This is a genomic window from Lacrimispora sp., assembly GCF_031982545.1.
In the GTDB taxonomy this organism is placed as follows: Bacteria; Bacillota; Clostridia; order Lachnospirales; family Lachnospiraceae; genus Lacrimispora.
Genome location: NZ_DALYXB010000016.1, coordinates 105,578 through 122,802, shown reverse-complemented (window position 1 = coordinate 122,802; position 17,225 = coordinate 105,578). Strand labels below are relative to the sequence as shown.

The window sequence follows — 17,225 nt, the reverse complement described above, 5'->3', positions numbered from 1 at the left end:
TGTGCATCGGAAAGTCCTGTTTTATTGAGAGGTTATTTCACAGCCCCTTTTTTTATCAGTGCCAGTTCAGAGCACTGTAAGCATCTAAAAGTCCTCCACTTACAACTTTGCCTGAAAGAGTATCCAGTTTTCTGCTGGAGTTTAGAATAATAGTTTTCACATCTGTCAGGCTTATGTCAGTCCGATAAGAATAGAGCATGGCTGCAACGCCTGTCACCATAGGTGCCGCCATTGAAGTACCACTCATATATCCATATGAGTTATCCGGAATGGTGCTTAAGATATAGGTGCCGGGGGCTGCGATATCCACACTTGCAGCTCCGTAATTGGAATCCTTGCTCAGCGTTCCGTCAAATAAGATGTTAGCCACAGATATAATATTATCATAAGGAAGAGAGGCGGGATAAACAGGGTAGACATCTGTATTGTAACCAAGGCCTGATACCCCTCCGTTGCCGCAGGAGACTACAAAAAGCATATGAGAGTTCTTCATTGTCTGGGCAAGTTCTTCGCTGTATCCGGTTGTTCCCATACTCAGATTACAGATGGAAGCTCCTTTTTCCTCGGCATATTTAATTGCCTTGATGACAGCATCAGGGGAACCAACCCCTTCTTTTCCTCCCAGCGCTTTTAATGGCATGATTTTAACATAATTATTATCGGTAATGCCGGCGATTCCATAAGAACCTCTGGATGCACTGATGGTTCCGGCAGCATGGGTACCGTGACTGTCTTCACTGCCACAAAAAACTTTATTATTGTTTGAATAGAAGTTCCAGCCGTGAATATCATCCACATAACCATTGCCATCGTTGTCAATGCCGTCTCCGTCTATCTCTCCCGGGTTGGTCCAGATTGCATTGCGTAGTTCCTGATGATTGATATCAATACCGGTATCAATAATTGCTACAATAACAGACCGTTTGCTTTGTGCCTGATCATACAGTGACCATGCCGGTTGAATGTTAATGTCGATTCCTGAAACAGCATGAGTAACTTTAGATTCATAGTTTCCAGGCCCTGGTTTTGGGATAGATAAGTTTCCTCCGTTGTTGACTTCGCTGTATAGGTTATCTACGTACTTAAATTTCTGTACCAGCTCAATGAGGCGAAATTCTCCGTCATTCTTTAAACCCCACTGATAAGTGGAAAATTCATCAGAAGGCGAGAGGTTGTTAAGCCCTGGACCAAGTGCCATGACATGGAAGTCTTGTCCCTGATCTTTTGATGATATATGCAGCGGTTCTACTGATGCGCCTGAAGTGTCGCCCAGGGGATTCAGCCAGAGTGAATACCCAGCAAGCAGGATTGCCAGGGACAGACATGCAGCGCGGATTATCTTTTTCATGTTTTCTTACTCCTTATAAAATAAACTGTCTTAACGATTTCCTTATTATATCATAAACCCTACGCTGTTTGCTGGAAAATTATGTGAAAATAATATTAATTTTTATTATGAAACAGCCCGGCGTCATGCCGGGCTGCAATCAAAATCATTCGTCTTCGTCAATTTGGGTATATTCCGTACCTGAATTACTGGTTTCCTGGCTGTCCTGAGCTTCCTTTAAAGCCGCTCTTCTTGCTAACTCAGCATTGGCCTCCGCTTGTGAAATGGTTCCCTTATCAACAAGGTCACTAATTTCTTCTTCTGTCAGGCTGGTTAAAACGGTAGAGGAGCTTGTATTATCCGTTGAAGAGGTTTCTGTTACATTGGAATCCTTTGGTGGAGGTGGTCCCTGCATTTTTTGCTGATATGCCCGTCCCTCCTGGCTGATTTCGATTGTGTCCACACTTTGCGAGGTACTTAAAACCGTTTTTGTCGCAGCTGCATCAGTTACCGTTTGGGAAGCCGTGATCTGTGCGCTTTCCGCAGCCGCCTGTTCTGCCGCTTTCTTTTCTTTTTCCTTCTGCAGCTGAAGCTCTTGCAGCTGGTCGTAGGAAGAAGAACCTGATAGTCCTGATATTTCCATTCCCATTTCCTCCTTTGTATAAATTACAGTAAAAGTATATCATTTACATGTGTTCATTGACTGAAATTAGCCTGAAAAACAAAAATTTAATTGCTTGTTTCCCGCTTTTTATTGAAATATCTTTTTCATTTATGATATGATTACTTTGCACAGAAAGGGGATAAACAGATATGGATAAGGCAGTTGTTTACAACCGTTTGGCGGGAGGGCTCATTGTATCCTGCCAGGCTCTGCAGGATGAACCTCTTTACAGCTCTTATATTATGTCCCGCATGGCATATGCGGCAAAAGAAGGCGGTGCAGTCGGAATACGGGCAAACTCCATATCCGATATCCGGGAAATAAAAAAGACAGTTGATCTGCCTGTAATAGGCATTATCAAACAGAAGTATGAGGGGTATGAAACAGTCATAACTCCTACCAGGCTGGAAGTGGAAGCCCTGGTTTTGGAGGGAGTAGAAATTATCGCTCTGGACTGTACAATAAGACCCCATCCATCTGAAAAAATTTCAGAGGATTTTTTATATAAAATCAGGGAGGAATTTCCAGATCAGCTTCTCATGGCAGATTGTTCCAATTACGCAGAAGGAATGGCTGCTGCACGTCTGGGAATGGACTTTATTGGCACTACTCTTAGTGGATATACGGATTATACACGAAATAGACGGCTTCCGGATGTGGAACTGATTGAACAGCTTTGCAGGGATTGCGGGAAGCCTGTGATTGCGGAGGGAGGGATTAAAACCCCCCATCAGCTAGCGTGCGCATTTAAGGCAGGGGCGTGGGCTGCAGTAGTGGGAAGTGCGATTACTAGACCAAGAGAGATAACGAGGGAGTTTATCATTGGTGCCGGGTGCCGCACCCAGGAATTTAAAGAGTATAAACAAAAGGGAGAGTCAGAGTGATGAAAGGCGATTTTTTGACCAGGATCCGGGCGGAGTACAATCAATTTACGAAAGCTGAGCGGAAGGTGGCAGATTACATTTTACAGAACTACAGAGAGGTACTGTTTCTATCTATTACGGATCTGGCAGAAGCGTGCGAGGTAGGTGATACTACGGTATTTCGTTTTTGCAAAACCCTGGAGTTAAAAGGGTATCAGGAGTTTAAAATGCTGTTGTCTTTAAGTCTCCACGACGAGACTACAGGCCAGGGGCGTTTAGAAGGAGATATCAGCCTGAAGGATTCTTTTGCTGAAGCCTCACGAAAAGTGCTTAATACCAATATGAGTGCGCTTGAAGAGACCTATTCTCTTTTAAATGAGGAAAACTTTGATCAGGTTATCCGGTATCTTCATGAAGCAAAGAGAATTTGCTTTTTTGGTGTTGGAGCAAGCATGCTTTCTGCCATGAAGGCAGCAAATAAATTTCTTAGAATTGAACCCAAGGTGTCCTGCGTGTCAGATTCCCATATGCAGGCTATGGTGGCTTCCATGATGGGGGAGGGGGAGGCAGCCGTTATATTTTCGTATTCAGGTGCTACGAAAGATACCATTCATGTGGCAGAACTTGCTAAAAAAGCAGGAGCGACAACAATTTGCATTACCCGATTCGTAAAGTCACCCCTCACCTCTTTTTCAGATGTAACTCTGCTTTGCGGGGCCAATGAAGGACCGCTGCAGGGCGGGTCCACATCCTCAGAGATCAGCCAGCTTTTTTTGATTGATTTGATGTATACAGAATATTACAGAAGATATTTTGATATCTGCAATCAGGTGAATGAAAGAGTCTCCGCATCTGTATTGGATAAAATGTGCTGACAGGAACAGTTCAAGGTTTTTTCAAGGATCAGGTGTTAGTCTATATCCGGTGGAAACAAACTCCCTTTTTCTTTAAATGAATAGTATTACTGAAATGGGCCGGTACTTCCGGTCCTTTTTTCATACCCATTTCACACAATTAACATAGAAAGTTCAATAAAAAATCATTGATTTTAGTTTTAATAAAAGTAAATAGTAAAACGAAAAGGAGAAATAATGAGGATACTTCTGGTAGAGGATGAAACCTCGCTGTCTGCAGCTGTTGCAGAAATATTAAGGCGGAACCGGTATGAGGTTGATACTGCTTACGATGGAGAAGAAGCGGTCCATTTTGGGGAAACCGGTATTTACGATGTTATATTGCTGGATATTATGCTACCAGGGAAGGATGGTCTCTCTGTTCTTCGCCAGCTGAGAAAAGGAGGAATACAATCCTCCGTACTGCTTCTCACTGCAAAGTCCGAAGTAGAGGATCGGATTGCGGGACTTGATACCGGCGCAGATGACTATCTTGCAAAACCCTTTGCCATGGGAGAACTTATGGCCAGAATCAGGGCTTTGGGAAGAAGAACGGGACAATTTACCGGAGATATATTGCGATATGGAGATTTAGAACTGGACCGGAATACCAGCGAACTTTGCTGTGGGGAGCGGCGTGTAAAACTGGGTGTAAAGGAGTATCAAACGATGGAAATGCTTTTAACAAACAGCCGGCAGATAATAACCAAGGAATTGTTTGCAGAGAAAGTCTGGGGATATGCAAATGAGGCGGAGTATAATCAGGTAGAAGTATACATATCTTTTCTCCGAAAAAAAATGGCATATCTGGAATGTGATACATCAATAAAGACCATTCGTGGCAGGGGATATAAGCTGGAGGAGCAGGCGATATGATTAAAAGGCTGAGATATCAATTTATTCTTATCTCTATGTCCAGTGTAGGTGTGATTTTTTGCTTTATGCTTTTTGCAATCAATATTTCCATGACAGTAAGCATGAGAAAAGATGCCATATTTACGCTACAACGTGTGATAGAAAACCAGGAACAGGAGCCTTTACTGAAAAAGGGAGATATAGCTGGTAAGAAGGTTCCCCGTATTTCCAATCTGAAAAGAACCACTGTTGCTAAGTTAAATGATAACGGTCAGATTACGGCCATTATTGATAATGGGAATAAGAACTTATCAAGGGATGAGATCCAGCAGCTGACGGAAGAAATATATAAGGCTGGAAAGGAAAATGGGATGGTGCAGGAAAACCAGTTTCTTCTGCATAAAACCTCTTATGGCTATATCCTCGCATTTATGGATTGTTCTCACGAGCTTGAGAACACCAGGCGCCTGGTAAATATCTGCCTGGTCATTGGCATACTGGCAGTGGGGGTTTTAATGATAACAGTTATCTTTTTATCAAATCTGGTTGTCAATCCCATTGAAGAGGGATTTCAAAGGCAAAAGCAGTTTGTGGCAGATGCCAGCCATGAACTGAAAACGCCTTTATCTGTGATATCAGCCAATGTAAGCGTACTTGAGGATATGTATGGAGAGAATCAGTGGACTTCCTATGTGCAGACAGAGATTGAACGGATGAGCCGTTTGATCAATGATATGCTGAAGCTGGTCAGAATGGAGCAGCCGGCCGTAACTTCTTCAGGAGAACCGTTTGATTTTAGCAAAATGGCTATGGAGGTATTGCTCCCATATGAATGTCTGGCCTATGAACAGGGAAAGCAGTTTATGTATGAAGTGGAGCCCGGACTTAAATTTAATGGCATCCGGGATTCACTGACTCAAATGCTTCATATTTTTGTGGATAATGCATTTAAATATTCAGAAGCCAGGGGTGAAGTAAAAGTCACTGTAAAGAAGATTAAAAAGAAAATCTGCATTAAGGTCTATAATACCGGAGAGGGCATTTCTGAAAACGCCAGAAAGCAGATTTTTCAGCGGTTTTACAGAGAAGAAGACTCCCATAACAGAAGAACGGAAGGGTATGGTCTGGGATTATCCATTGCGCAAACAATATTAGATCTTTATCATGGTAAAGTCAATGTACTGAGTGACGGACAAACCTATGCATCCTTTGAAATTCAATTATAACTTCAAGGTATTTTCAAGGTAATAAGTTTAAGATGTACACATCAGCCTCAATTAAGAGCTGGCAAAATGTATAACATACAAAAAGGAGTGTGCATCTTATGAAGAAAAAATACTGTGCTGCTGCAGGGTTGTCGGCAGTGTTCCTTACCATTGGTGCAGCAATGACCTCTATGGCGGCTGAAACAGGGTGGATCAATGAAAATGATAACTGGGTATACTTGGACTCGGATGGAAGTAAGGTGACTTCCAGCTGGAAAAAGTCAGGAGATAACTGGTATTATCTTAATACCGACGGAGAAGTGGAAAAGAATACCTGGATTGATGATACCTATTATGTAAATGAAGACGGCGTTATGCAGATGAACCAATGGGTTCATTCCGATGAGGATGACTCACCTTCTGGTGAGGAAGGCTGGTATTATCTTGGGACGGCCGGCAAGATAGTGACTGATAGCTGGAAACAGATTAACAATGAATATTATTACTTTGATGATGATGGCCGAATGGGAACTGGCTGGCACTTTGAAGATGATTCTGCCTATTATCTGGGAGATGAAAATGACGGCGCAAGAAAACAGGGGTGGCTGTGTCTGGAATACGAAAGTGATAATGAGCCTGAAGAAGGTGATGTCAGTGATTCAACAGCCTCTGGTGATGGTTCAGAATGGTTCTACTTTCAGTCAAATGGAAAAATAGTAAAATCCTCAGACGGATATACTTCCAAATCCATTAATGGCTCAAAATTCTATTTTGATGAAAAAGGAATTATGCAAAACGGCTGGGTGGCGGTTGCCAGTGCTGCCAGTGCAGATTCTACCGGAATCAGCGAGTTTAAGTATTTTGGAGATGAGAATGATGGAGCCATGGCAACTGGCTGGAAGTATTTAACCGATCACCCGTCCGATTCAGATGATAAAAGCGATATAACAGAAGGAACCGATACTCCTGAAGAAGGTGATGGATACTGGTATTATTTTGATACAAGCGGCGTTCCTAAATATTTAGCTCAAGATTCCGAAACCCTTACTTCGGCCACTGTAAGAATTAATGGGAGTTCCTATTTCTTTGATCAATATGGCTGTATGCAGTCAGGACTGATTGGTTTTAATTTTGGTGATACGGAATATTCCTCCTATTTTGGAAACAGTGACAATGACGGTAAAATGAAGACTGGAAAGCAGACAGGTGTCTATGACGGAGATGATGACACCGGTACATATTACTTCAATACTTCCGGAAGCTATAAGGGAGGTGGATATACAGGAGTAAAGGACGATTACCTCTATTATAAAGGGAAACTGGTAGAAGCTGACGAAGACAGTGATTATCAGGTGTTCTGCATAAATGTAAGCGGAACAGATACCTACTATCTGGTTAATGAATCAGGGAAGGTTCAGACATCCAATAAGAAATATAAGTCCGATGGTGATTATAAGTATCAGTACAGCAGTGGAACTATCTATCTGATTGATTCAGACGGAGAGAATCCAACAGAGGTTACAACCTCGGATTGTTCAGCACTGCCTAATGTTTCATTTGATGCTGAATATACATTTGAATAGACTGCATATTAATAGAACAGAGAAAAAGATCAATGGGCTGGACCTGCTGGTCTTTTTCTCATTTTTATACTGTTTCATTGTAAACAAGGATTGATAGAACTTCATTTTATGTGATAAAATAATAGATATGCTTTATGAGGAGGACCCAATGGAAGAAAAATATTTTCGTAATAAAATTGTCTGGTTTACATTTCTTTTTAGTATTCTGGTGATTTGGGTTCATTCATATAATGCGGTTCTATTTTTAGGTAAAACCGGTTTAGGCTACCGGATTGACTGGTTGGAACGATTCTGGGGAAATACAGTAGCACAAATTTCAGTTCCCGGATTTTTTTTGATTTCTTCTTATTTATTTTTCCGTGGATTTACATGGAAGCAGATTTGGGTAAAATGGAATTCCAGGATACGAAGCATTTTAGTACCTTATATTATATGGAACTCTCTTTATTATCTTGGATATGCCATTGGCAGCAGAATCCCTTTTATCTCTACCATAATTGGAAAGGGCACAATTCCCTTACACATAAAGGAAGCCGTCCAGGCAGTGCTTTTTTATTCTTATAATTACGTTTTCTGGTATTTGCACCAGTTGATCCTGCTGGTTTTTCTGGCACCGGTTATCTACGTTGCCATGAGAAAAAAAACAGTTGGCAGGCTGATACTGGCAGGAATTCTCGGTTCCATTTACCTGGGTGGTGCACTTCCTTTCTTAAACCTGGATGCCCTGTTTTATTATTCTTTTGGGGCATATGCTGCTTTGCATGGGAAAGAGATTGCAGAGAATTCATTTAGCCGTCGGGGGATCGCAACCGGGGCAGTTCTCTTTCTTGCTGCCTGCCTGGTAGTAATCATTGATATTCCCGGTAATGTTAAGGGGGAAATTGCAGCGTCCACGGTATGCTTCCGTCTTCTGATGCCTGTGAGCCTGTGGCTTATGGTACCTGGCAGATATTTAAAAGAAGCAGGTAATTGGATGAAACAAAATTTCTTTCTGTATGCCACGCATTTTTCCGTTGTAAGGTTAATTAATAAAACGGGAGCATTGCTGCTCCCGCCAGTTCCGGCTATTTCTCTCGGTCTTTATATCATTATGCCGGTTTTTTGTATTCTTTTCAGCTGCGCTGTCGGTTCCTTTTTGAGAAAATATCTTCCCCAGATCTGGTTCCTGCTTAATGGAGGACGTTGATCTGAACGATACTAAATACGGTCAGCAGACCATCTCCCGGAAGCCCCGCATGGAAGGATAAGACCAGAGCTTTTCACAGGAAGCCCAACTTCATCAGACTGAACACTTCCGCCGAATTTGCTGGTGATCTCCGTGGAAATCATATAAGACAACACAGACGGAGCCAGTCCTGTTGTGTAGGAGTTGATGAGGAAGAATAACGGGGTGTCGGATAAGAGCTGGGAACAAAGCTTTACAAAGGGATAAATGGAATCTTCGATCTTCCAGATCTCCCCTTTAGGCCCCCTGCCATAAGACGGAGGATCCATAATAATGGCATCGTAACGGCTACCTCTTCTGATTTCACGTTCTACGAACTTCACGCAATCATCCACAATCCACCGGATGGAGGCAGATTCAAGTCCTGATGAACGGGCGTTTTCCTTGGCCCAGCCCACCATGCCCTTAGAAGCGTCCACATGGGTAACTAAAGCTCCTGCCTGAGCAGCAGCCAGTGTTGCTCCGCCTGTATAAGCAAATAAATTCAGCACTTTCACCGGTCTCCCAGCCTTCTTAATCTTATCCCCGAACCAGTCCCAGTTTGCAGCCTGTTCCGGAAAAAGTCCTGTATGTTTAAAACTGAAGGGCTTTAACTGAAAGGTTAATTCCTTATAGCTGATGGTCCACTGTTCCGGCAGATGAAAGAATTCCCACTCCCCGCCGCCTTTTGCACTGCGGTGGTAATGGCCGTTCATTTTTGTCCAGCCGGTTTCTTTCTTCAGGGTGGACCAGATGACCTGGGGGTCAGGACGGACTAAAAGGTAGTTTCCCCACCGTTCTAATTTTTCCCCCTCAGAACAATCTATTACTTCATAATCTTTCCAGCCGTCTGCAATCCACATACTTGATGCCGCCTTTCTTTCTATATAAATACAATTATTTTATCTTTATGATTCTATGATTATACTGGATGGAGCTTTTAGCGTCAAGGTGATTCACACCTTGTCTGATGGTTCTATATATTATAGTATAATGTTAAGTAAAGAGGTGTAAGACTTATGGGCTGTTTCCGGATGGGATTTTCTTTCGGCTGCTGTGGATGCAATTGCTGGTGCAACTGGCGGGGATGTAACGGCTGCGGCTGGATCTGCAGTAACGGCTGTAATAGATGCTGCAATAACTGTTCAGGCTGCAGAAGGTGCGGGTCCTGCAGAAGGTGCAATAATTGCTGCAGGAGAAATAACTGCTGCAGATAGACAACATTTTAAATAGATCAGGTAAACAGGCAGTGACGGAGGAAGTTAGTTACAATCCACACCGGCACTGCCTTTTTCCGCCTTTTTCATGGAATTTTAATACAGCAATAATTTTGTAATAGAATTGAAAGATTAAAACAGTTGAATAATCTAAGATTAATTGTTAAAATAAATTATAGTAAAAAAGGAAATCCCTGTAAGGAGTGAAGATATGAAAAGAAAAGGTCTCATTGTACTGGCAGCAGCTGCCATGCTGACAGTCGGAGCTTCATCTTTGGACGCCTGGGCGGCCGAGGGGTGGGCGCAGGCAGGAAGTACCTGGGTGTATTATGATTCAAGCGGCGGCAAAGTAAGCAGCACCTGGAAAAAGGGTGCGGATAATTTGTGGAGATATTTGAACAGCAATGGTGAGATGGCAGTCAACACCTGGGTTGAGAACACTTATTATATGGATTCCAACGGAATTCTCGTAACGGATAAATGGATGAAGTTCAAGGATTCCGGAAGCAGTGATTATAAGTGGTATTATTTTGGCAGCAGTGGCAAAGCGATTATGGACAACTGGTCTAAAATCGACAATAAGTGGTACTACTTTGATGCCAATGGTGAGATGCAGACAGGCTGGATCCTTGATGACATGTATTATTCCGGAGCTGACGGAGTGATGAAGACAGGCTGGCAGAAGCTTTATCCGCCGGACAGTAACGACGAAGGCCGGGTCACACCTGGAGATACCGATGACGGAAAGAACTGGTATTATTTTAGTGAAAACGGTAAAAAGTATATACCAAAGGATTTCTCCGGAGATTATGGCACTTATAAGATTGACGGAACTGCTTACTGCTTCGATGACAGGGGCGCACTTCAGACTGGCTGGAAGAAGGTCGGAGTTGATAATGCAGAATACGAGATTCAGAATTATAAATTTTATGACACCAATGGAAAGTTGCGTGAAGGCTGGTTTTCCACAGAGCCCCCTCATGATATAAGCGGATATGAAGAAAGCGTGGAGTGGTTTTATTTTTCCAGTACAGGAATTCCAAAAGCCGGTCCGAAAGAAGGAGAGGCAAGTACATCCAACCTGGTGAAGATAAAAGATAAGACATATTTGTTTAATGAATTGGGTGTTCCTGTATATGGACTTCAGAAGATCAGAATAGGAAGCAGCTCTGAGTATACGGCTTTCTATTTCGGAGATAAGAAAACCAGCAATATGCAAAAGGGAAAAGTCAAGGTAACAGAAGGTGACGGAAACGATAGTACCTATTATTTCAGTGACAGCGGAAGAGGTTATACCGGCGTTAAGGATGGCTATCTCTACTATATGGGAAAACTTCAGTGTGCAGACGAGGGCAACAAATATGAGCCGATCTCCATTCCTACAGGAAGTGCCAGAACGACTTATGTTGTGAGTACATCAGGTAAGGTGTCCAAAAGTACGACGGTAAAAAGTGCAGATGGTGTAAAATATAAGACAGGAAGCAATGGAACCCTGTTGAAAGTAGATGAGGAAAACCCCTCTGGGAATGAAGGAAAAGAACCTTCGGAACCAGCCTGGAAGTAAATAAAATCCATAAAAAAGCGCAGAATCTGAGAAAAAAAGATTTTGCGTTTTTTTTGAAAAAAGTACTTGCATTACCATGGAAAATATGGTATTCTGTTAAGGCTGTGGCATGATAGCTGTGAAACGTGAGGTTGCTGCTGAAAAGCAGGTTTTCCGTGGAGCGAATGTCAAGTTAGGAAACTGGCGACAAGTCACTGTACAATTTAAAATTCTGTTTGTTTCAAACGGATGGTCAGTGTGGGTCATTGATGACACACACGGGAACGTGTACAGTCACCGCTTGTCGTACTTCTACTAAGTGCGAAAAGGAGGCGACTTTTTTTATGGCAAGTCAAGTAATGAGAATCACATTAAAGGCGTATGATCATCAGTTAGTTGATCAGTCTGCGGGCAAGATTATCGACACTGTAAAAAAGACAGGATCAAAAGTGAGCGGACCGGTGCCGTTACCAACCAAGAAGGAAGTGGTAACTATCTTAAGAGCGGTTCACAAGTACAAAGATTCCAGAGAGCAGTTCGAGCAGAGAACCCACAAGAGACTCATCGATATCATTACACCAAGCCAAAAAACTGTTGATGCATTATCCAGACTGGAAATGCCGGCAGGGGTGTATATCGATATCAAGATGAAGAATAAATAATCTTCATCGAAAGAAACAATTTAGGTAATGTCCTGAAGGGTTTTAATATAGAAGCAACACTTTTTCCTCTAAGGAATCAACATCTCCATGGACGGAAACGGAACGTAAGCAATTACGGAATCGTCGGCCGCGGGAGTCATAGTGTTCCACGTATATTGGACTGTTCTAGGATGATTGCGAAAGCAATCCGCTGTAGAATTAATAACCAGGAGGTAAAAACATGAAGAAGGGTATTTTAGCTACCAAAGTCGGAATGACACAGATCTTCAATGAAAATGGAGTATTAACTCCAGTAACAGTTCTTCAGGCTGGTCCTTGTGTAGTAACACAGGTTAAAACAGTTGAGAATGATGGTTACAGTGCAGTACAGGTTGGTTATGTTGACAAGAGAGAAAAGCTGGTCAGCAAGCCATTAAAAGGCCATTTTAATAAGGCTGGAGTATCTTACAAGAGATTTGTAAGAGAATTTAGATTAGAGAATGCTGAACAGTATTCTGTAAAAGACGAAATCAAAGCTGATATCTTTGCTGCAGGCGATAAGATTGATGCAACCGCAATCTCCAAAGGTAAAGGTTTCCAGGGTGCTATCAAGAGACACGGACAGTCCAGAGGACCTATGGCTCACGGTTCCAAGTTCCATCGTCATGCTGGTTCCAATGGTGCTGCTTCTGATCCAAGCAAGGTATTTAAAGGCAAGAAGATGCCTGGCCAGATGGGTAATAAGAAGATCACAATCCAGAACCTCGAAATCGTTAGGGTTGATATTGAAAACAACCTGATTCTGGTTAAGGGTGCTGTACCAGGACCTAAGAAGTCTCTCGTAACAATCAAGGAAACAGTAAAAGCAGCTAATTAATGCTTTTATAAGAAAGGAGGATTACACAGATGGCAAACGTATCTGTTTACAATATGGAAGGTAAAGAAGTTGGCACATTAGAGTTAAGCGATGCAGTGTTTGGTGTTGAAGTAAATGAACACCTTGTACACATGGCAGTCGTAAGCCAGCTTGCAAATAAGCGCCAGGGAACACAGAAGGCAAAAACACGCGCTGAAGTATCCGGCGGCGGTAGAAAACCGTGGAAACAGAAAGGAACCGGTCATGCCAGACAGGGTTCAACAAGATCTCCTCAGTGGACAGGCGGCGGAGTTGTATTCGCACCAACACCAAGAGATTATACAATCAGACTGAACAAGAAGGAAAGAAGACTTGCTCTGAAATCCGCACTGACCAGCAGAGTGAACGAGAATAAGTTCATCGTTGTTGATGAGTTAAAGTTTGATGAAATCAAGACAAAGAAGTTCCAGGCTGTATTAGACAACTTAAAGTTATCCAAAGCTCTTGTAGTTGTTGGAGATGACAGCGCTAACACAGTAATGAGCGCAAGAAACATCGCTGCTGTTAAGACTGCTTTTGTTAACACAATCAATGTATACGATATCTTAAAGTATAACACAGTTGTTGCTACCAAGACTGCTGTTGCAGCAATCGAGGAGGTGTACGCATAATGGCAGATATTAAATATTACGACGTGATTCAGAAACCAATCGTAACTGAGAAGAGCATGAACGCTATGGCTTCTAAAAAGTACACATTTTTAGTGCACACAGATGCGAATAAGACGATGATCAAGGAAGCTGTTGAAAAGATGTTCCCAGGCACCAAGGTAGCCAGCGTGAACACCATGAACTTAGACGGAAAGACCAAAAGAAGAGGAACAACCTTCGGTAAGACATCTAAGACTAAGAAAGCAATCGTTCAGTTAACAGCTGACAGCAAAGATATCGAAATTTTCGAAGGACTGTAAGATCGGAACGCTTGGCATGAAGTCATTCGGGCCCGGCGTCAACGATTTTCAGTTACCTTAGTGATGAACATTATATCACAATAAACAAGATACGCCAGGTGGCGTTGAAAGGAGATACAAAATGGGAATCAAAAAGTATAACCCATATACCCCTTCCAGAAGACAAATGACCGGATCTGATTTCAGCGAAATCACAAAGTCAACTCCTGAGAAATCCTTAATCAGCAAAACTATTAAGAAAACAGCCGGCCGTAATAACCAGGGTAAAATTACTGTTAGACATCGCGGAGGCGGCGTTAAAAGAAAATATAGAATCATTGACTTCAAGAGAAACAGCAAGGACGGCATTGCAGCAACTGTAATCGGTGTTGAATACGATCCGAACAGAACTGCTAATATCGCACTGATCAGCTATGTAGACGGAACAAAGGCTTATATCCTTGCTCCAGCTGGTTTAACAGACGGAATGACTGTTATGAGCGGCGAGACTGCAGAAGCAAGAGTAGGTAACTGCCTTCCATTAAGCAAGATCCCGGTTGGTGCTCAGGTTCATAACATTGAGCTTTACCCAGGAAAAGGCGGACAGCTGGTTCGTTCTGCTGGTAACAGCGCGCAGTTAATGGCAAAAGAAGGAAAATATGCAACTCTTCGTTTACCTTCCGGCGAAATGAGAATGGTTCCAATCAACTGCAGAGCTACCATCGGTGTTGTAGGTAATGGTGATCATAACCTGATCAATATCGGTAAAGCTGGTAGAAAACGTCACATGGGATTCCGTCCTACAGTTCGCGGTTCCGTTATGAACCCGAATGACCATCCACACGGTGGTGGTGAAGGTAAGACTGGTATCGGCCGTCCAGGTCCATCAACACCATGGGGCAAACCAGCACTTGGCTTAAAGACCAGGAAGAAAAACAAGCAGTCTAACAGATTAATCGTTAGAAGAAGAGATGGAAAGACCGTTAAATAAATGAAGGAGGTTAGAACCTATGGCTCGCTCACTTAAAAAAGGACCATTTGCAGATGCTCATTTACTGAAAAAAGTAGATGCTATGAACGCAGCAGGACAAAAGCAGGTAATTAAGACTTGGTCTCGCCGTTCTACAATCTTCCCACAGATGGTTGGACATACAATTGCAGTTCATGATGGCAGAAAACACGTTCCGGTATATGTTACAGAAGATATGGTTGGACATAAACTGGGTGAATTCGTTGCTACCAGAACTTACAGAGGACATGGAAAAGACGAGAAAAAATCTGGTCGTAAGTAATAGAGAAGCAGACACCCTCCGGGTATTCTTATTTGAGAATTCCCCAAGGGCGTTAAAGTTGAAAGGAGGATTCACCAATGGCTAAGGGACATAGAAGCCAGATTAAGAGAGAAAGAAATGCCCAGAAGGACATAAGACCATCAGCAAAGTTATCCTATGCTAGGGTTTCAGTTCAGAAGGCATGCTTTGTATTAGATGCCATCAGAGGCAAAGATGCTGTTTCAGCACTTGGTATTGTAACTTACAATCCCAGATATGCTTCTACTTTAATAGAGAAGTTATTAAAATCAGCAATTGCAAATGCTGAGAACAATAACGGTATGGACCCTGCAAAACTTTATGTAGAAGAGTGTTTTGCAAACAAGGGACCGACAATGAAGAGAGTAAAACCAAGAGCACAGGGCCGCGCTTACAGAATCGAAAAGAGAATGAGCCACATCACCATCGTGCTTAATGAAAGATAAGGAGGCAAATAATGGGACAGAAAGTTAATCCACACGGCTTAAGAGTCGGTGTTATTAAAGACTGGGACTCAAAATGGTATGCTGAAGCTGATTTCGCAGACAACTTAGTAGAAGACTATGCGATCAGAAAATTCCTGAAGAAGAAATTATACAGCGCCGGCATTTCTAATATTGAAATTGAACGTGCATCTGACCGCGTTAAAGTTGTTATCCACACAGCAAAGCCAGGTGTGGTAATCGGTAAGGGTGGATCTGAGATCGAAAGAATCAAAGCAGAAGTTCAGAAGCTTACAGATAAAAAATTATTTGTTGATATTAAAGAAATCAAAAGACCAGACAAAGACGCTCAGTTAGTTGCTGAGTCCATCGCACAGCAGTTAGAGAATCGTGTATCCTTCCGTCGTGCTATGAAGTCTACCATGGGACGTTCCATGAAGTCAGGTATCAAAGGAATCAAGACTGCAGTTGCAGGACGTCTTGGCGGCGCTGATATGGCTCGTACTGAGTTCTACAGCGAAGGAACTATTCCGTTACAGACACTCAGAGCAGATATTGACTATGGCTTCGCAGAGGCAGATACTACCTTCGGTAAGATCGGAGTTAAGGTATGGATCTACAACGGCGAAGTACTTCCAACTAAAGCTAAAAGGGAAGGGAGCGATAAATAATGTTAATGCCTAAGAGAGTTAAGCGTCGTAAACAGTTCCGTGGTAGCATGGCTGGTAAAGCTTTAAGAGGCAATACAATCAGCAGTGGTGAGTTCGGTTTAGTCGCTTTAGACCCATGTTGGATCAAATCAAATCAGATTGAGGCAGCCCGTGTTGCCATGACCCGTTATATTAAGCGTGGTGGTAAAGTCTGGATCAAGATTTTCCCGGATAAGCCTGTAACAGCAAAGCCAGCAGAAACCCGAATGGGTTCCGGTAAGGGCGCTCTGGAATACTGGGTAGCAGTAGTAAAACCAGGTCGTGTATTATTCGAAATCGCTGGAGTACCTGAAGAAACAGCACGTGAAGCTTTACGTCTTGCTATGCACAAATTACCATGCAGATGTAAAATTGCTGCTAAAGCAGATTTAGAAGGCGGTGAATGACAGTGAAAATGAATAAATATGTTGAAGAATTAAAAGGAAAATCAGTTGCCGAGCTGAATGTAGAATTAGTAGCTGCAAAGAAAGAACTTTTCAACTTAAGATTCCAGAATGCAACCAACCAGCTTGATAACACAAGCCGTATCAATGAGGTTCGCAAAAACATTGCCAGAATTCAGACTGTTATAACTGAGAAGGCTAAATTAGCTTAAGTTGCAGCTTATTAAAAAAAGCATGACACACACGAGTGTGTGTTAACTTATAGATTGGGGCCATGGAAGGCCAAAACTCGAAAGGAGAATACAGAACGTGGAAAGAAATCTTAGAAAAACCCGTACTGGTAAGGTTGTTAGCAACAAGATGGATAAGACCATTGTTGTAGCGATTGAAGACCATGTAGAACATCCTTTATACGGCAAGATCGTAAAAAGAACGTATAAATTAAAAGCACATGATGAGAAGAATGACTGCAACATGGGCGATACAGTAAAAGTTATGGAAACAAGACCGCTGTCCAAAGACAAAAGATGGAGACTTGTGGAGATTATCGAAAAAGCGAAATAATATATTTCCAGGAAG

Annotated in this window: 22 protein-coding genes; 19 read left to right on the top strand and 3 right to left on the bottom strand. The window is 42.4% G+C overall.

Going from position 1 to position 17,225, the window contains the following annotated elements:
- Positions 1–55: 55 nt before the first annotated feature.
- Entirely contained in the window at positions 56–1,348 is a 1,293-nt protein-coding gene (locus ABS301_RS22640; RefSeq protein ID WP_349674343.1) for a S8 family peptidase, read from the bottom strand.
- A gap of 145 nt (positions 1,349–1,493) precedes the next feature.
- A complete protein-coding gene (locus ABS301_RS22635) occupies positions 1,494–1,970 on the bottom strand; it encodes a hypothetical protein (protein ID WP_349674342.1) in 477 nt (158 codons plus the stop codon).
- 170 nt (positions 1,971–2,140) lie between these two features.
- Here ABS301_RS22635 and ABS301_RS22630 point away from each other — a divergent pair, with 170 nt between their 5' ends.
- From ABS301_RS22630 to ABS301_RS22605, 6 genes are all read left to right on the top strand, one after another.
- A complete protein-coding gene (locus tag ABS301_RS22630; protein ID WP_349674341.1) occupies positions 2,141–2,875 on the top strand; it encodes an N-acetylmannosamine-6-phosphate 2-epimerase in 735 nt (244 codons plus the stop codon).
- A complete protein-coding gene (locus tag ABS301_RS22625; RefSeq protein WP_349674340.1) occupies positions 2,875–3,729 on the top strand; it encodes a MurR/RpiR family transcriptional regulator in 855 nt (284 codons plus the stop codon). Before ABS301_RS22630 ends, ABS301_RS22625 begins: the two co-directional genes overlap by 1 nt.
- A 216-nt stretch (positions 3,730–3,945) precedes the next feature.
- Positions 3,946–4,623 (top strand): response regulator transcription factor, encoded by a 678-nt coding sequence (locus ABS301_RS22620; protein WP_349674339.1) that lies wholly within the window; start codon positions 3,946–3,948, stop codon positions 4,621–4,623.
- Positions 4,620–5,828 (top strand): sensor histidine kinase, encoded by a 1,209-nt coding sequence (locus tag ABS301_RS22615; protein ID WP_349674338.1) that lies wholly within the window; start codon positions 4,620–4,622, stop codon positions 5,826–5,828. Before ABS301_RS22620 ends, ABS301_RS22615 begins: the two co-directional genes overlap by 4 nt.
- Before the next feature lie 98 nt (positions 5,829–5,926).
- Positions 5,927–7,390: a PspC-like choline-binding domain-containing protein gene (locus ABS301_RS22610; RefSeq protein ID WP_349674337.1), complete on the top strand. Its 1,464-nt coding sequence runs from the start codon at positions 5,927–5,929 to the stop codon at positions 7,388–7,390.
- Positions 7,391–7,538: 148 nt separating this feature from the next.
- Complete coding sequence (locus ABS301_RS22605) at positions 7,539–8,576, top strand: acyltransferase family protein (RefSeq protein ID WP_349674336.1); 1,038 nt, start codon at positions 7,539–7,541, stop codon at positions 8,574–8,576.
- An 11-nt stretch (positions 8,577–8,587) separates the two neighbouring features.
- Here the strand turns inward: ABS301_RS22605 and ABS301_RS22600 are convergent, their stop codons facing one another.
- Positions 8,588–9,457, bottom strand: a complete 870-nt coding sequence (locus ABS301_RS22600; protein WP_349674335.1) for a class I SAM-dependent methyltransferase — start codon at positions 9,455–9,457, stop codon at positions 8,588–8,590.
- Positions 9,458–9,650: 193 nt separating this feature from the next.
- Between ABS301_RS22600 and ABS301_RS22595 the strand changes: the two genes are divergently transcribed.
- The 13 genes from ABS301_RS22595 (at position 9,651) to rpsQ (ending at position 17,210) form a co-directional block, all read left to right on the top strand.
- The gene (locus ABS301_RS22595) at positions 9,651–9,827 is read left to right on the top strand and encodes a hypothetical protein (RefSeq protein ID WP_349674334.1); all 177 of its coding nucleotides are present in this window, start codon (positions 9,651–9,653) and stop codon (positions 9,825–9,827) included.
- Positions 9,828–10,022: 195 nt separating this feature from the next.
- Positions 10,023–11,375 (top strand): PspC-like choline-binding domain-containing protein, encoded by a 1,353-nt coding sequence (locus ABS301_RS22590; protein WP_349674333.1) that lies wholly within the window; start codon positions 10,023–10,025, stop codon positions 11,373–11,375.
- A 323-nt stretch (positions 11,376–11,698) separates the two neighbouring features.
- Complete coding sequence (rpsJ, locus tag ABS301_RS22585) at positions 11,699–12,016, top strand: 30S ribosomal protein S10 (protein WP_013274341.1); 318 nt, start codon at positions 11,699–11,701, stop codon at positions 12,014–12,016.
- A 220-nt stretch (positions 12,017–12,236) separates the two neighbouring features.
- A complete protein-coding gene (gene rplC, locus ABS301_RS22580) occupies positions 12,237–12,872 on the top strand; it encodes a 50S ribosomal protein L3 (RefSeq protein WP_349674332.1) in 636 nt (211 codons plus the stop codon).
- A 29-nt stretch (positions 12,873–12,901) separates the two neighbouring features.
- On the top strand, positions 12,902–13,522 hold the full coding sequence (rplD, locus tag ABS301_RS22575) for a 50S ribosomal protein L4 (RefSeq protein ID WP_349674331.1): 621 nt from the start codon (positions 12,902–12,904) through the stop codon (positions 13,520–13,522).
- Positions 13,522–13,821 (top strand): 50S ribosomal protein L23, encoded by a 300-nt coding sequence (gene rplW / locus ABS301_RS22570; RefSeq protein ID WP_104439456.1) that lies wholly within the window; start codon positions 13,522–13,524, stop codon positions 13,819–13,821. The genes rplD and rplW overlap by 1 nt, the downstream gene beginning before the upstream one ends.
- Positions 13,822–13,942: 121 nt before the next feature.
- On the top strand, positions 13,943–14,791 hold the full coding sequence (rplB, locus tag ABS301_RS22565; RefSeq protein WP_097002542.1) for a 50S ribosomal protein L2: 849 nt from the start codon (positions 13,943–13,945) through the stop codon (positions 14,789–14,791).
- 19 nt (positions 14,792–14,810) lie between these two features.
- The gene (gene rpsS, locus ABS301_RS22560; protein WP_024834874.1) at positions 14,811–15,092 is read left to right on the top strand and encodes a 30S ribosomal protein S19; all 282 of its coding nucleotides are present in this window, start codon (positions 14,811–14,813) and stop codon (positions 15,090–15,092) included.
- 77 nt (positions 15,093–15,169) lie between these two features.
- Positions 15,170–15,556, top strand: coding sequence for a 50S ribosomal protein L22 (rplV, locus tag ABS301_RS22555; RefSeq protein WP_349674330.1), 387 nt, complete (start codon positions 15,170–15,172; stop codon positions 15,554–15,556).
- Positions 15,557–15,567: 11 nt separating this feature from the next.
- On the top strand, positions 15,568–16,224 hold the full coding sequence (gene rpsC, locus ABS301_RS22550; RefSeq protein WP_349674329.1) for a 30S ribosomal protein S3: 657 nt from the start codon (positions 15,568–15,570) through the stop codon (positions 16,222–16,224).
- Complete coding sequence (gene rplP / locus ABS301_RS22545) at positions 16,224–16,649, top strand: 50S ribosomal protein L16 (protein WP_104439453.1); 426 nt, start codon at positions 16,224–16,226, stop codon at positions 16,647–16,649. The genes rpsC and rplP overlap by 1 nt, the downstream gene beginning before the upstream one ends.
- Positions 16,650–16,651: 2 nt before the next feature.
- Complete coding sequence (rpmC, locus tag ABS301_RS22540) at positions 16,652–16,858, top strand: 50S ribosomal protein L29 (protein WP_349674344.1); 207 nt, start codon at positions 16,652–16,654, stop codon at positions 16,856–16,858.
- A 97-nt stretch (positions 16,859–16,955) separates the two neighbouring features.
- Complete coding sequence (gene rpsQ, locus ABS301_RS22535; protein ID WP_024834879.1) at positions 16,956–17,210, top strand: 30S ribosomal protein S17; 255 nt, start codon at positions 16,956–16,958, stop codon at positions 17,208–17,210.
- Positions 17,211–17,225: the final 15 nt, after the last annotated feature.